Source organism: Streptomyces sp. NBC_01216 (assembly GCF_035994945.1).
In the GTDB taxonomy this organism is placed as follows: Bacteria; Actinomycetota; Actinomycetes; order Streptomycetales; family Streptomycetaceae; genus Streptomyces.
Window position 1 is genome coordinate 6,389,191 of the sequence record NZ_CP108677.1, and the last position, 14,140, is coordinate 6,403,330.

Consider the following 14,140-nt stretch of genomic DNA (forward strand, 5'->3'; position numbering starts at 1 on the left):
CGGTCCCACGACCCGGCGCCGGGGCCGCGCACGCCGGTCCCGCCCTCTTCGCGATCCCGGCAGCGCGCGACAAACATCCGCGCAGGCCGTTGAATGGACGAGTGAGCACCGTCCGACTGCTTGCCGCGGCCGGGTTGGCGGCGCTGCTGGGCGCCGCGGCCCCCGGACCATCGCCGCCCCCGCCCCAGCCACCGGCCCAGCTCGACGACGCGGACGTGGCCCGCGCCGTCGACCGACTCGACGGGGTCGTCGAGGCAGCCATGAAGCGCACCGGGGTCCCGGGTGTGGCCGTCGCAGTCGTCCACGACGGCAAGGTCGTCCATCTCCAGGGATACGGCGTCCGTAAGGCCGGCGAGAAGGCCGTCGTAGACGCCGACACCGTCTTCCAGCTCGCCTCCGTCTCGAAACCGATCGCCTCCACCGTGGTCTCCGGAGCCGTGGGCACCGAGGGCTGGACCGCACCCGTCTCCCCGAACCTGCCCGATTTCCGGCTGAAGGACCCGTGGGTCACCACCCACGTGACGGCCGCCGATCTCTTCGCGCACCACAGCGGTCTTCCCGACCACGCCGGTGACCTCCTGGAAGACCTCGGCTACGACCGCGCGTACATCCTGTCCCACCTGCGCTACGAGCCACTCGCCCCGTTCCGCGCGAGCTACGCCTACACCAACTTCGGTCTGACGGCCGCGGCCCAGGCCGTCGCCGACGAACAGGGCGTTTCCTGGGAGAAGCTCGCCGCCGACACCCTCTACGAGCCGGCCGGGATGAACTCCACCAGCTCGCGCTTCGAGGACTTCGAGAAGGCCGCCGACCGCGCCTATGGCCATGTGAAGGCCGACGGTGCCTGGAAGCCCCGCTACGTCCGGGACCCGGACGCGCAGTCGCCCGCCGGAGGCGTCAGCTCCACCGCCCGTGACATGGCCACCTGGCTGCGCCTGCAGCTCGCGAACGGCAAGCTGGACGGCCGCCAGATCATCGACGCGGACGCTCTGGAACGCACCCACTGGCCCGAATCGGTCGCCGCCCCGCCGCGCGCACCCGCCGGCCGGACCGGCTTCTACGGCCTGGGCTGGAACGTGAGTTACGACGACGAGGGCCGGCTCAGGCTCTCGCACACCGGAGCGTTCGCCCAGGGCGCGCACACCAACGTGACGATGCTGCCCGGCGAGCAACTCGGCATCGTGGTCCTCACCAACGCCGCACCGGTCGGCGTCGCCGACGCCGTCGCCCTCGACTTCTTCGACATCGCGCAGACCGGTGAGGTCAGCCGCGACTGGATCCCCCTCGTCGACGCCGTGTACCGGCAACAGGCCGACGAGGCGCGCTCGGAGACCGACTACGCCCAACCCCCGTCCGCTGCCTCGCCGGCGCGGGCCGCCGACACCTACACCGGTGTCTACGACAACGCCTACTACGGGAGGGCGGAGGTCGTCGTCGGCGCGGACGGTGTTCTGACGCTCCGTCTGGGCCCGGAGCCGCGGTCGTTCCCGCTGACGCACTACGACGGCGACACGTTCAGCTTCGAGACCACGGGAGAGAACGCCGTCGGCCGCACCGGGGTCACCTTCACCCCGGACGGGAAGTCCTTCACCGTCGAGTACCTGGACACCCGGGGACTCGGCACCTTCACCCGCGTCGCAGGGGCGGGCGACTGAGAGCCTGTCGGGTGGCCTTCGGCCGACAGGCTCTGAGCCGAGAGGCGGGCGCCGGCCCGTCCGTCGTCCGGGCGCGGAGCACGGTCTGCCAGGCGGCCGTGGTGACGGTGAACGGCTTCGTCGCCTTCTACCGGGGCGTCCAGCGCGTCGGCGTCGAACGGGCCACTCACCTCACCGGCATGATCCCGGTCGCCGCGGCGTCGACCGCTCCCTTCGTCGGCAACCGGGGCTTCGGTCTTTCGCAAGCCGCCGGCAGCGTGCTCGTGGCGGCCGGAGCGGCACGGGGACGGGGCTGTTCGCGCGTGCGCGCCGATCAGCCGCTGCAGTCCAGGATCACCCGCGCGACCAGGGCCGGGTCGTCGTTCATGGGGACGTGACCACAGCCCGGCAGCCGGACGAGACGCGCGCCGGGCACCGTGTGCTTGGCCCGGACACCCTGCCGGGGCAGTAGCAGCCGGTCGCGGCTGCCCCACGCGACGGTGACGGGCACGGCCGGGACGTCGTCGGCGAACCGCACGGTACGGCCCGCCTCCAGGGTCTGCCGAAAACCGGTGGCCTCGCGCAGGGCGAGCGTCTCGGCCACCACCGCCCGCGGTGAACGGCGCCCGGGGCGGGCGTAGATCGTGCTGGTCAGGGCGGTACGTCCGACGGTGCTGCGGGAGAGCCGCTCGATCAGCGACACCGGCATCGAGAGGGCGGCGGCGCGCATCGCCCGCAGTGTCCCGAACGCGTAGCGCCGCTCGCCCTCCGACCAGAACCCGGCCGGGGACAGCGCCGTCACCGAGCGTGCGAGCTTCTCCCGGCCGAGCTCCAGAGCGAGCAGCCCGCCCAGCGAGTTTCCGGCCACGTGCGGCCGCTCGATGCCGATCGCCTCGCAGAACGCCCCGAGGACGGGCACCACCGAGGCCAGGTCGTAGGCGTGGCCGTCCGGGAGCGCCGGTGACGCCCCGAATCCGGGCAGGTCGACGGCGACGACGTCACGTTCGGCGGCGAGGATGTCGAGCACCGGTTCCCACGCCTGCCAGTGGTGGCCGATGCCGTGGAGCAGCAGCAGAGGTGCTCCCGCGCCCCGGCGCTCGTAGGCCACGGAGGCCGTGCGCGCTCCCCCGGGGGAAGCGATCGGGAATGAGATCTGTGCGGACATGCGACTGCTCCCTGTCTTAGACACCCTGTCAGCAAGAATTACCGCTCGGTAGCCACGAGTTCAAGAGGTCCGACGGAAACGGGCGTGCGCGTGGCCGGGGGGCACCTGGACAGGCCCGGACCGGTCGGCTGGGATGGGGCGGTGGCCATCGACGCGCTGACCTACGCCTTCGAGGGGCGCCGCCCCGTGCTCGCCGGCGACGCCTCCCGTGCGTCCCCGGTCGGTTCGGCGCGGCGCGGTTCGGCTGGGAGCCTGTCGGGTGGCCTCTGACCGGGCGGAGGTCAGCCGGCAGGCTCCGGGGCGTGCCCCAGTCGGCGCCGCCGCCCACCTCGCCCCGGCCCTGCCGTCGCGCCGTCCAGCGCCGCCTCCGGTCTCCGGGTCCGGGGCGATTCGCCACACATGCCGCACGGGGGTGCGAACGTCCCGTGAACGATCCGCGCCGGATGACCGGATTCGCGGACTTCCCCCGCAGGATTGGTCTTGACCAAGTAGGTGCGCCGCCTTATGGTCGCAGAGTTAGTGCAGGAACCTTTAATAAACAAGGGCGCGGAAAAACTGCCGGGGACACGGCGATTGCGGAGGATCAGGGTGGGGACCACGCAGCTGGAAACAGTGCCGGAGCCTAAGTACTGGCACCTCAAGACCGTGATCAGCGAGGCTCTCGACTCCGACTTCGCGGTCGGTGAGATCCTGCCCAACGAGAGGGACCTCGCAGCGCGCTTCGGTGTCGCCCGTGCCACCCTCCGGCAAGCCCTGGAACAGCTCGAGCTCGAAGGCCGCCTCCAGCGCCGCCGCGGCGTCGGCACCACCGTCGCCCCGCCCCGGGTCGGCGTGGACGTCTCGACCGCACAGCACTCCTGGCCCGGTGCCGGCGAGGAGACCTGGCAGTCCCTCGACTCCGTCACCGACAAGCCCACCGCGGCCGTGGCGCGCCTGCTGGACACCGACCCCGGCGAGCCGGTGCACATCGTCCGCCGACTGCGCGTCACCGAAGGCCAGCCGGTCGCGGCCGAGCTTCTGTACGTGCCCGTCGGCTCGGTGCCCGGACTCCCGTCCGTCGACGTCTCCGAGGGGCCCGCCCGCGCGCGCGACGTACTGCGCGAACTCGAGTGTCTCGCCCTGGACGGCCAGGACCGCTCCGTGGAACTGGGCTCGGCCCGCGCCGACGACGCCAGGGAGCTGGACCGACTGCCCGGCGCCCCCGTGCTCGTCGTGACGACCCGCTACCTCTCCGCCGGCCGCACCGCGGCGGTCTCGGTCGCCACCTACCGCGCCGACACCTGCCGTCTCACCTTCGGTGACTCCGGCGACCTGGTCATGGCCTCCTGACCCGACCCCCGGCCGACGGGCGTCCCCACGGCGCGCCCGCGCCGCACCACGCCCGTCGGACCCTGGCAGCGCGTACGGCTCCGCGACCTCGCCCCGCACCTGTCGCCGGGCCGCCGTGCCGCCCCCGCGGGTCACGTGTCACCCCGCCGACGTCAGCGACGGGCCGTGACCGTCCCCTCCACCGCGAAGAGTTGCTCCTCCACGTGGTCCAGGGCCAGGCGCAGTGCGCCGGTGCCCACGGCGGCCTCGCCGAGCAGAGACAGGACCACGCGCGGCGGACGCAGGCAGAACCGCGCCAGCTCGTCCCGTAGCGGCGGGAGCACACCGTCCAGACCGGCCGCCCAGCCGCCGACCACGACCACCTCGGGATCGAGCGCCAGCACCAGCGCCGCCACGTCGTGGACCAGCCGCTGCGTGAACCGCTGCACCGCGGCCTCCGCCTGCGGATCGCCCTGGCGGGCCAGGGCGAACACCTCGGCGACGGCGTGTTCGTCCAGGGGATGCAGCGGCTCGTCGGTCGTCGACAGCAGATGCTCCGGGGTGACGCCCCGGCCCAGCAGGTGCAGCGCGCCTATCTCGCCGGCCGCGCCGCCGAACCCGCGGTGCAGCCGGCCGCCGATCAGCGAACCGGCGCCGGGGCTCAGTCCCGCCAACACGAAGACGATGTCGTCGGAGTCGGTCGCCGCGCCCTTCCAGTGCTCGGCGACCGCCGCCGCGTTGGCGTCGTTCTCCACCAGCACCGGGCAGCGGAACGACCGCCGGAGCCGCTCGCCGAGCGGCAGTCCGGTCCAGCCGGGCAGCGCGGTTCCGAGCCGGACGGTCCCGTCGGCCTCCACTATCCCGGGTGTGCCGACTCCGACCGCCCGCAGGCTGGAGCGCGGCACACCGGCCCTGCGCAGGACGTCGGCGACCACCGTGCGGACCCGGTCGAGCCGGTCGTCCTCCGAGGCCGACTCGGAGACGTCCCGGGAACCGGCGCCGATGATCCGCCCGTCCAGCCCGGAGAGCAGCGCGGCGACCCGGTGCGGCCCGATCTCGATGCCCAGCAGATGCCCCGCCTCGGCCCGGAACCGGAACCTTCGGGCCGGACGCCCCTGACGCCGTGCCTCGCCCTCCTCGGGCGCGACCTCGATGACCAGACCGCCTTCGATGAGCCCTTCGATCACGCCCTCGACGGTCGGACGGGACAGGCCCGTGATCCGGGTCAGGTCCGTGAGGGTGAGCGCGTCGGCGCCCCGCAGGGCGTGAAGCACCACCGCGGAATTGATCCGCCGGAGCAGTGACGGGTCCCCGCCGGTCAGCCTGCCCACCGTGTGTCCTCCCAGCTCGCGCGCCTGTCCAGCCGGATGTTACTCAATGGAACGGGGGGCGGCGAGCGCCGCCCGCGCCCCACGCGTCCGGAGACCGCCCCTGACGGGTTACCAGCTGTCGGTGCGCGCCGGTTTACTGGACCCATGACGCTCGCACGGCACCTCGCCGCCATCGACCTGCTGCGCGCCCGCGCACTCCCCGAGGCGGGCTACCACCTGGCGGAGTCGGCCGTCGCCGACGCCGTCACGCCGGAGGAACAGCCGGGGGAGTGGGGCCTGGACCAGGCGGAGGCGGAGTGTGACGCGCTCGCCCTGCTTCTCGCCGCCCGCTGGGGGCCACCGCGTCCGTTCGCCCTCCCGCACCTCCTCCTTCCCCGGTCCGAAGCGGGGGAGGAGGAGACGGAGGAGATACCGGACCCCTGGGGCCTGCTCACGGCCTCACTGCCGGACTTACGGCTCTGGCGTCCGGATGACCGGGGCCCCTGGGTGGCGCTCGGGCTCACGGGTTCGGCCCAGGACGGCTTCCGGCTCGTCGTCTGCGTCACCGAGATCGATCCGCCGTGACGCCCCGGGCGGCCGTCGCGCACCCGGCTCCCTACGTCCGCGGGCCGGGTATGCCCGGCTCCTCCGTGCGCCGGTCCGGGACGCCCGCCCGCTCGCGGAGACGCGCGAACTCCTCGGCCATCGCCGTGGCGGTCCAGTGCGCGTTGAGCCCGCTCGGATTGGGCAGCACCCAGATCCGGGTCTCCCCGATGGTCCGCTCCTGCGGTCCGACGGCCGCCTTGCGTTCCCCGAAGGCGGTCCGGTACGCGGTGATGCCGACGACCGCCAGCCACCGCGGGCGTAGCCGCTCCACCCGCTCCGTCAGCCGCCGGCCTCCCGCCCGGAACTCCTCGGCGGACAGCTCGTCCGCCCGCGCGGTCGCGCGCGCCACGATGTTCGTGATGCCCAGCCCGTAGGACGGAAGTTCCGCCTGTGCCGAGGGCGCCAGCCGGCGTGGCGTGAATCCCGACAGATGCAGCACCGGCCAGAAGCGGTTGCCGGGACGGGCGAAATGGTGGCCCGTCGCGGCCGACGTCAGGCCCGGGTTGATTCCGCAGAACAGCACGGAGAGGCCGCCCGCGACCACGTCGGGAACGACGCGGTCGCGGGCGGCCTCCAGCTCCCGCGGGGTGAACCCGGTCAGAGGATCGACCCGGGGGCGTACCCGGCGACCTCCGGGTGCTGCTTCGCGATCTCCTCGATCCGCGAGACCACGACGGCGACCTGATCGGCGGCAGCACCGGTGAAGGACAGCTTGTCCGCCATCAGCGCGTCGAGCTGTCCCCTGTCCAGCGGGATCCTGTCGTCGGCGGCCAGCTTGTCGAGCAGTTCGTTGCGTTCGGCACCCTGCTCGCGCATCGCGAGGGCGGTGGCGACGGCGTTCTCCTTGATGGCCTCGTGGGCGACCTCGCGGCCGACGCCGGCGCGGACCGCGCCCATGAGGACCTTCGTGGTGGCGAGGAACGGCAGGTAGCGGTCCAGCTCGCGGGCGACGACGGCCGGGAAGGCGCCGAACTCGTCGAGCACGGTGAGGAAGGTCTCCAGCAGGCCGTCGAAGGCGAAGAACGCGTCCGGCAGCGCGACCCGGCGTACCACCGAGCAGGACACGTCGCCCTCGTTCCACTGGTCACCGGCCAGCTCGCCGGTCATCGAGGCGTAGCCCCGCAGGATGACCATCAGGCCGTTGACGCGCTCGCAGGAGCGGGTGTTCATCTTGTGCGGCATCGCGGAGGAGCCGACCTGGCCGGGCTTGAAGCCCTCGGTCACCAGCTCGTGGCCGGCCATCAGCCGGATCGTCTTCGCGACCGACGACGGGGCGGCGGCCAGCTGTACGAGGGCGGTGACCACGTCGTAGTCGAGCGAGCGCGGGTAGACCTGGCCCACGGAGGTGAGGGCCCGGGCGAAACCGAGGTGACCGGCGATCCGTCGCTCCAGCTCGTCCAGCTTGGCCGCGTCGCCGCCGAGCAGGTCGAGCATGTCCTGGGCGGTGCCGACCGGGCCCTTGATGCCGCGCAGCGGGTACCGCCCGAGGAGGTCCTCCAGGCGGCCGTACGCCACGAGCAGCTCGTCGGCCGCGGTCGCGAAGCGCTTGCCGAGAGTCGTGGCCTGGGCGGCGACGTTGTGCGAGCGGCCGGCCATGACCAGCTCGGCGTACTCGCCGGAGAGCTTGCCGAGACGGGCGAGGACGGCGACCGTACGGTCGCGCACCAGCTCCAGCGAGAGCCTGATCTGGAGCTGCTCGACGTTCTCGGTGAGGTCGCGCGAGGTCATGCCCTTGTGGACGTGTTCGTGACCGGCGAGAGCGTTGAACTCCTCGATCCGGGCCTTCACGTCGTGGCGGGTGACCTTCTCACGCTCGGCGATGGAGGCGAGGTCGACCTGGTCGAGCACTCGCTCGTAGTCGGCGAGTGCCTTGTCCGGGACCTCGATCCCGAGGTCCTTCTGGGCGCGCAGCACGGCGAGCCACAGTCGGCGCTCGAGCTTCACCTTCTGCTCGGGGGACCAGAGGACGGCGAGCTCCGCGGAGGCGTAGCGGCCGGCCAGGACATTCGGGATGCGGGGCTTGGCAGTCACGTGACGTGATTCTACTGGCGGTTCGTGCAGGCCGGCGCCACGACCGGCTTCGTCTCTTGCTACGAGACGCGTGCCACGTCCCCGTCGACGACCGCCGCGCCCACCGGGACGCCGGGGCCGGGCCGTCGTCCCGGTAGGGCTGCCCGCGGGCGACCGCGCGCTGTCTCGTCAGCTCGCCAGGGCGGACACCGCGTCCCCCACGTACTTGCCGCCGAGCACGACGAGCAGCGTCGCCATGATGGCGGCGTTGTGGACCGCCATCCACGCCTTCCATCCGGCCAGTACCCGGGTGGACCGGTCCCCGCCGGACAGGTACACGGTGAGCGGGGCGAGGGCGCACAGCGACGCGATGAGCACCATGAGCAGACCGGCGACGGCCCGCCCGCCCGCGGTGGCGTCGGACGAGGCGATGGCCACGGCGCCGCCGACGGCGAGCACCAGGTTCTTGGGATTGGCGACCGCCAGGACCACGGCCAGGCCCGCCGCCTTGGCCGGGGTGAAGGAGTCGACGGCCCGTATCCAGCGCGGCATGCCGTCGCCTTCGGCATCGCGGTGCCTGCCGCGCCACTGCCGCGCGGCGAGCAGGAGGAAGGACACACCGAGGGCCAGCTTCAGCCACGAGGTCCAGGTCGCCGGACCCTCCGCGCCGGACGCGTCGGCTCCCACGCCCAGCGTCACGACCACGGTGACGAGGACCGCCAGCGACACCATCCAGCTCGCCGTGAAGGCGATGCCGTCGGCCCGGCCGCGGGGAGAGGCGAGCATGAGCACCATTGCGATCACGGGCACGGGACTGATGGCGATACCGACGGCCGAGACGAGCATCTGCCCGACGGCGTCCCCCATGAGCGACCTCCACGGCTTCGCGGGACATGACGGAACGGGGAACGTACGCGTCGAGGCCCGACCACGGACGACCGCCCGCTCCCGAACCCGTCGCGGGCGAAACGGTCGTGGGATCGAACTCGTCCCGTTCCGAAGACGTCTCGTGCCGGAGCCGTTCCGGAGTGCGCGACTTTCCCGTGGGTCCTGCCCGGCCGGGTAGGAGCAGCGGTGCCTCCCGCGACCGGGTGACGAGGCGTCACGCCGGTGGACCCCGCCGGCGTGTTCCGATCATGTCCCCGGCCCGGCACCGCCGCCACCGGGCTCACCCGTCGGTGGCCGTCCGGCGGGAGGGGTGTGTCTCAGAGGCCACCCGACAGGCATTCAGGGCGCCGGAGGCTCGAACGGAAGCAGCTCCGGGCGTTTCGCCGGGCGGCCGTCACCCGAGGAGCGGCCCGTCAGGCGACGCCCGATCCAGGGGCCGAGGTGCTCCCTGGCGAAGCGCGCGTCTCCGACCCGCCGGCTCACCCAGCCCGGTGGCGCGGTGGTCGGCAGGGGGGTGCGCCAGTCGCTCTCCGGCGCGAGGCCGAGGATCTGCCACACGGCCTCCGCGACCCGCCGGTGGCCCTCGTCCGTCAGATGCAGTCGGTCCACGTCCCACAGGCGCGGATCGCCGAGCGCCGGCGCGCCGTACAGGTCGGCCACCAGAGCCCCGTGGCGGGCGGCGAGTTCGTCGACGATGACGAAGAGTTCCTCCATGCGGGGCCGGAAGCGCTCCATGACGGGACCGTCGCGGCCCGGACTGCGCATGAGGACCAGTTGCCCGCAGGACGGCGTCAGCCTCTCGACCGCTTCGGTGAGCAGTGCGCGCACCCGCCCCATGTCGCACTTCGGCCGCAGTGTGTCGTTCAGCCCGCCCACGAGGGTCACCACGTCCGCCTTCATGGCGGCGGCCGCGTCGACCTGCTCGTCCACGATCTGGCCGATCAGCTTGCCGCGGACGGCGAGGTTCGCGTAGCGGAAGCCGGGTGCGCGCGCGGCGAGACGTCCGGCGAGGAGGTCGGCCCAGCCCCGGTAGGACCCGTCCGGCAGGCGGTCCGACATACCCTCGGTGAAGCTGTCGCCGACGGCGACAAGACTGGTGTAGGCGGCATTCATCTCCATGGCGGTCCGATCATACCGAACGGTATGGAGTGCGGGACGCCGGAGCCGGGGGACGGCCCTGGTGTGTGGCGACCGCCCCGTGACACGCCGGGCCCGGGACGCGAGCGTCCCGGGCCCGGAGCGGTCCGTACGGAAGCGGTCCGCAGGGAAGCTGCCCGCCGAAGCGGCTACGGCCCCGCCGGGCGGCCCACCAGCTCGCGCAGCACGTCCTCCATCGTGACCAGGCCGGCCAGTTTGCCGTCCTCGCCCAGGACCGCCGCGAGGTGCGTCCGTCCGCGGCGCATAGCCGTCAGCACGTCGTCCATCGGCGACGCCGCCCGGACCCGTGCGATCGGCCGCAGGGCCGAGACAGGGAAGGGCAGGTCGCGCGGTGTGACGTCGAGGGCGTCCTTCACGTGGAGATAGCCCAGGATCCCGCGGGCCGAGTCGACCACCGGGAACCGGGAGAACCCCGACTGCGCGGAGAGGGCCTCCAGCTCCTCAGGCGTCGTGCCCACCGCGGTGTACACGACCTTCTCCACCGGCATCACCACGTCCCGCACCGGACGGCGGCCCAGCTCCAGGGCGTCGTGCAGCCGCTCCGTGGCCCGGTCGTCGAGCAGACCGGCGACTCCGGAGTCGGTGACCATCCGGGCGAGCTCGTCGTCCGAGAACGTCGCCGAGACCTCGTTCTTGACCTCCACTCGCAGGAGTGTGAGCAGCGCGTTGGCGAAGGCGTTGACCGTGAAGATCACCGGGCGCAGCGCCCGCGCGAGAGTCACCAGCGGAGGGCCGAGGATCAGCGCCGTGCGGACCGGCTCCGCCAGCGCGATGTTCTTCGGGACCATCTCCCCGAGCAGCATGTGGAGGTAGGTCGCCACGGACAGCGCGATCACGAACGAGATCGGGTGCACCAGGCCGTGCGGCACGCCGACCGCGTCGAAGACGGGCTCCAGGAGGTGGGCGATCGCCGGCTCTGCGACGATGCCGAGCACCAGGGTGCACAGTGTGATGCCGAGCTGCGCCGCGGCGAGCAGTGCCGAGACGTGTTCCAGACCCCACAGGACGCTGCGCGCCCGACGGTTCCCCTCCTCGGCCTGCGGTTCGACCTGGCTGCGGCGTACGGAGATCAAGGCGAACTCCGCGCCGACGAAGAAGGCGTTCACGACCAGGGTCAGCAGGCCGATCAGCAGTTGGATCGCGATCATCGGCCGGCCTCCCCGGTCCCGTTCCGTCCGGGACGGTCGCCACCGGCCACCCTGTCGGGTGCCCCGTCGTCGTCATCGCCGTACTCGTCCGGCTCCTGCGGCGGCGCGTGCATCAGCACACGGGCGGCGCGCCGGCCGGAGGCGTCCACCACGTCGAGCCGCCAGCCGGCCAGTTCCACGCTGTCGCCGACGGACGGGATCCGTCCGAGTTCGGTGGCGAGTATGCCGGCCAGCGTCTCGTACGGGCCGTCCGGCACCCGCAGGCCGATGGCCTCCAGCTGGTCCGTACGGGCGGCACCGTCCGCGGACCAGAGCTCGCGCCCCTCCGTGTCGGCGCCCGCCCTGGCCAGGTCGGGCGTCTCGTGCGGGTCGTGCTCGTCGCGGACCTCGCCGACGACCTCCTCGACGATGTCCTCAAGGGTCGCCACACCGGCCGTGCCACCGTATTCGTCGATGACGACGGCCATCGTCTGCCGGCCGGAGAGCCGGTCGAGCAGCTTGTCCACGGTCAGCGTCTCCGGCACCAGCAGCGGCTCGCGCAGGATGTCCCCGACGCGCCGGCGGGGGCGTTCCCCGGCCGGTATCGCCAGGACGTCCTTGATGTGGGCGATGCCGACCACCGAGTCGAGACTCCCCCGGTACACGGGAAAGCGGGACAGGCCGGTCGCGCGGGTCGCGTTGGCGACGTCCTCGGCCGTGGCCTGCACCTCCAGCGCCGTGACCTGGACACGCGGGGTCATCACGTTCTCCGCCGTGAGCTTGGCGAGGCTCAGGGTCCGGACGAACAGCTCGGCGGTGTCCGCCTCCAGCGCGCCCGCCTTGGCGGAGTGGCGTGCCAGGGCCACCAGCTCCTGCGGGGAGCGGGCGGAGGCCAGCTCCTCGGCGGGTTCCAGACCGAGCCGGTGCACGATCCGGTTGGCGGAGTTGTTCAGATGGCTGATCAGCGGCTTGAAGGCGGCGGTGAAGACCCGCTGCGGGGTCGCCACCACCTTGGCGACCGCCAGGGGTGAGGAGATGGCCCAGTTCTTGGGGACCAGCTCACCGACGACCATCAGGACGACGGTCGACAGGGCGGTTCCGATGACCAGGGCCGCGGAGGAGGCGACCGCGGGCGACAGGCCCAGGGCCTCGACGGGCCCCCGGATCAGTTTGGCGATCGACGGTTCGGAGAGCATGCCGACGACCAGGTTGGTGACGGTGATGCCGAGCTGGGCGCCGGAGAGCTGGAAGGTGAGGGACTTGACGGCCTTGAGCGCGCCGGCCGCGCCGCGCTCGCCCCGCTCGACGGCCGCTTCGAGCTCGCCGCGCTCCACGGTGGTCAGCGAGAACTCCGCCGCGACGAAGGCACCGCAGGCGAGGGACAGCAACACCGCCACCACGAGCAGGATCACTTCGGTCATCGGTTCACCTCCGTCCCATGATCAGTCAGGGGAAGGGGGAACGCTCGATGTCGGTCCCGGCCGTGTCGCAGGCTGCTACTGGGAGGCTCGCCCATGGGCGGACGCTCACACCTTTCGGTCGTGGTGGAAGAAGGAACCCCCATGGTAAAGGATGAGCAAAAGAGGGTGGTCGTCAGCCTGTGAGCGGCTTCACCCAGCGGGTCGGCCACTCCTGCGGCCCGTACGAGGCGGCCCGCCAGGCGTGCTGCCCGAGTTCGTTTCACCCCGCCCGGAAGGGCGTCGGCCGTGTTTCGCCGTACGGACGGCGGTGCCACGCGCACCGCTGCCGTTGGGCGCGCTCCCGCTTGGGGCCGGTGCCGCCGCCCCGACGGGTCAGTCCCGCCGCGCGACGCCCAGCACGCAGAAGGAGGAGGGCAGTCGGGGTCCGCCCTCCGGAAGGGTGAAGGCACGGCAGGCGGTCGTCTCGAAGCCCGCGGCCTCGATCGCCGCGAGCGGGTCGCGCGCCGTGTGGCAGCCGCCGAACAGCGGGGGCCACACCGTGCGGTCCAGCGCCCGCTGCGCGCGGGCCATTCCGCGCCCCGGGGCCAGGCCGTGTTCGAGGAAGCGGAGTTCGCCGCCCGGCCGCAGCACCCGGCGCAGTTCGGCGAGCGCGCGCGGAACGTCCCGGACCGTGCAGAGCACCAGCGAGGCCACCGCAGCGTCGAATGCCTCGCTCTTGACCGGCAGCGCCTCCGCCACGGCCGGCACCACGTCCACCGGAACCCGGGCGCGCCGCCCGGCGTCGGCCGCCGACCGGCGCAGGCGGCGCTCGGGTTCGATCGCGACCACCTCGGACACCGCTCCCGGATAGTGCGCGAAGTTCAGCCCGTTCCCGGCCCCGATCTCGACGACCCGTCCCGACAGACCGGCCAGCAGTTCCTTCCGCAGGGGCGCCATGCCGCCCCGCACCTCGGCGGCGACGCTGCACCGCTCGTAGAACCGGGCGAACAGCGGATGGTGGACGGTGTCCCGGGGGACCCGGGCGGAACGCGGTGACATCGCGGACCTCCTCCGACGCGCGGGGGCGTGGACACGGACGGGGGGATTCTGCCCCGTGCCGCCCTGATCACCCCGTGACGAAGCAGAACTCGTTGCCTTCGGGGTCACGCATCACCTGGAAGGAACCCTGGTCGTCGGTGACGGTCCCGCCGACGCGTACGGCCCCGCGGCCGGTCGCCGCGTCCGCCGCCGCGCCGACCTCGGGCACCTCCAGATCGAGGTGGAGCCGGTTCTTGCCCGCCTTGCCCTCGGGTACACGCTGGAAGGCGATCCGTACGGACTCCGGCGGATCGACGTACGACCAGTCGGGGGCCCGGTCCACCGCCGCACCACCCAGCAGCCCGGCCCAGAACCGTGCCAGGCCGGAGGGGTCCGAGCAGTCGAAGACGATCTCCTGGAGGTGTGCGCGCATGCGCTCAGCCTACGGAGGCACCGACCGGCGCGCCGAGCGGCTGGGAACACTCCCCGCCGCGGC

At 72.8% G+C, this 14,140-nt stretch carries 15 protein-coding genes; 5 read left to right on the plus strand and 10 right to left on the minus strand.

Annotation, left to right across the window (positions count from 1 at the left end; translation table 11 throughout):
* Positions 1 to 101: 101 nt before the first annotated feature.
* Both OG393_RS28760 and OG393_RS28765 read left to right on the plus strand, forming a co-directional pair.
* A complete protein-coding gene (locus tag OG393_RS28760) occupies positions 102 to 1,655 on the plus strand; it encodes a serine hydrolase (protein WP_327377594.1) in 1,554 nt (517 codons plus the stop codon).
* An 11-nt stretch (positions 1,656 to 1,666) separates the two neighbouring features.
* A complete protein-coding gene (locus OG393_RS28765; RefSeq protein ID WP_327377595.1) occupies positions 1,667 to 2,032 on the plus strand; it encodes an EamA family transporter in 366 nt (121 codons plus the stop codon).
* On the opposite strand, the gene OG393_RS28770 is transcribed toward OG393_RS28765, so the two are convergent.
* On the minus strand, positions 1,969 to 2,799 hold the full coding sequence (locus OG393_RS28770; RefSeq protein ID WP_327377596.1) for an alpha/beta fold hydrolase: 831 nt from the start codon (positions 2,797 to 2,799) through the stop codon (positions 1,969 to 1,971). The genes OG393_RS28765 and OG393_RS28770 overlap by 64 nt on opposite strands.
* 84 nt (positions 2,800 to 2,883) lie before the next feature.
* On the opposite strand from OG393_RS28770, the gene OG393_RS28775 reads away from it, so the two are divergent.
* A complete protein-coding gene (locus OG393_RS28775) occupies positions 2,884 to 3,069 on the plus strand; it encodes a hypothetical protein (RefSeq protein ID WP_327377597.1) in 186 nt (61 codons plus the stop codon).
* A gap of 318 nt (positions 3,070 to 3,387) precedes the next feature.
* Positions 3,388 to 4,128, plus strand: a complete 741-nt coding sequence (locus OG393_RS28780) for a GntR family transcriptional regulator (RefSeq protein WP_327377598.1) — start codon at positions 3,388 to 3,390, stop codon at positions 4,126 to 4,128.
* 152 nt (positions 4,129 to 4,280) lie between these two features.
* Here the strand turns inward: OG393_RS28780 and OG393_RS28785 are convergent, their stop codons facing one another.
* Positions 4,281 to 5,438 carry an ROK family transcriptional regulator gene (locus OG393_RS28785; protein ID WP_327377599.1) on the minus strand — a complete coding sequence of 386 codons (1,158 nt, stop codon included), beginning with the start codon at positions 5,436 to 5,438 and terminating at the stop codon, positions 4,281 to 4,283.
* A gap of 144 nt (positions 5,439 to 5,582) precedes the next feature.
* Here OG393_RS28785 and OG393_RS28790 point away from each other — a divergent pair, with 144 nt between their 5' ends.
* On the plus strand, positions 5,583 to 6,002 hold the full coding sequence (locus OG393_RS28790) for a hypothetical protein (RefSeq protein ID WP_327377600.1): 420 nt from the start codon (positions 5,583 to 5,585) through the stop codon (positions 6,000 to 6,002).
* A 31-nt stretch (positions 6,003 to 6,033) separates the two neighbouring features.
* On the opposite strand, the gene mug is transcribed toward OG393_RS28790, so the two are convergent.
* The 8 genes from mug to OG393_RS28830 all read right to left on the minus strand — a co-directional run bounded on the left by mug (position 6,034) and on the right by OG393_RS28830 (position 14,077).
* Positions 6,034 to 6,624: a G/U mismatch-specific DNA glycosylase gene (gene mug / locus OG393_RS28795; protein WP_327378584.1), complete on the minus strand. Its 591-nt coding sequence runs from the start codon at positions 6,622 to 6,624 to the stop codon at positions 6,034 to 6,036.
* Complete coding sequence (purB, locus tag OG393_RS28800) at positions 6,621 to 8,054, minus strand: adenylosuccinate lyase (RefSeq protein WP_327377601.1); 1,434 nt, start codon at positions 8,052 to 8,054, stop codon at positions 6,621 to 6,623. The genes mug and purB overlap by 4 nt, the downstream gene beginning before the upstream one ends.
* Positions 8,055 to 8,222: 168 nt before the next feature.
* Positions 8,223 to 8,900 carry a GAP family protein gene (locus OG393_RS28805; RefSeq protein WP_327377602.1) on the minus strand — a complete coding sequence of 226 codons (678 nt, stop codon included), beginning with the start codon at positions 8,898 to 8,900 and terminating at the stop codon, positions 8,223 to 8,225.
* A 360-nt stretch (positions 8,901 to 9,260) separates the two neighbouring features.
* Entirely contained in the window at positions 9,261 to 10,040 is a 780-nt protein-coding gene (locus tag OG393_RS28810; RefSeq protein ID WP_327377603.1) for an SGNH/GDSL hydrolase family protein, read from the minus strand.
* 167 nt (positions 10,041 to 10,207) lie between these two features.
* Complete coding sequence (locus OG393_RS28815; RefSeq protein ID WP_327377604.1) at positions 10,208 to 11,227, minus strand: hemolysin family protein; 1,020 nt, start codon at positions 11,225 to 11,227, stop codon at positions 10,208 to 10,210.
* Positions 11,224 to 12,627, minus strand: a complete 1,404-nt coding sequence (locus OG393_RS28820; RefSeq protein WP_327377605.1) for a hemolysin family protein — start codon at positions 12,625 to 12,627, stop codon at positions 11,224 to 11,226. Before OG393_RS28820 ends, OG393_RS28815 begins: the two co-directional genes overlap by 4 nt.
* Positions 12,628 to 12,999: 372 nt before the next feature.
* Positions 13,000 to 13,665 (minus strand): class I SAM-dependent methyltransferase, encoded by a 666-nt coding sequence (locus OG393_RS28825; protein ID WP_327377606.1) that lies wholly within the window; start codon positions 13,663 to 13,665, stop codon positions 13,000 to 13,002.
* A gap of 67 nt (positions 13,666 to 13,732) precedes the next feature.
* Positions 13,733 to 14,077, minus strand: a complete 345-nt coding sequence (locus OG393_RS28830; protein WP_327377607.1) for a VOC family protein — start codon at positions 14,075 to 14,077, stop codon at positions 13,733 to 13,735.
* Between the last annotated feature and the right edge of the window lie 63 nt (positions 14,078 to 14,140).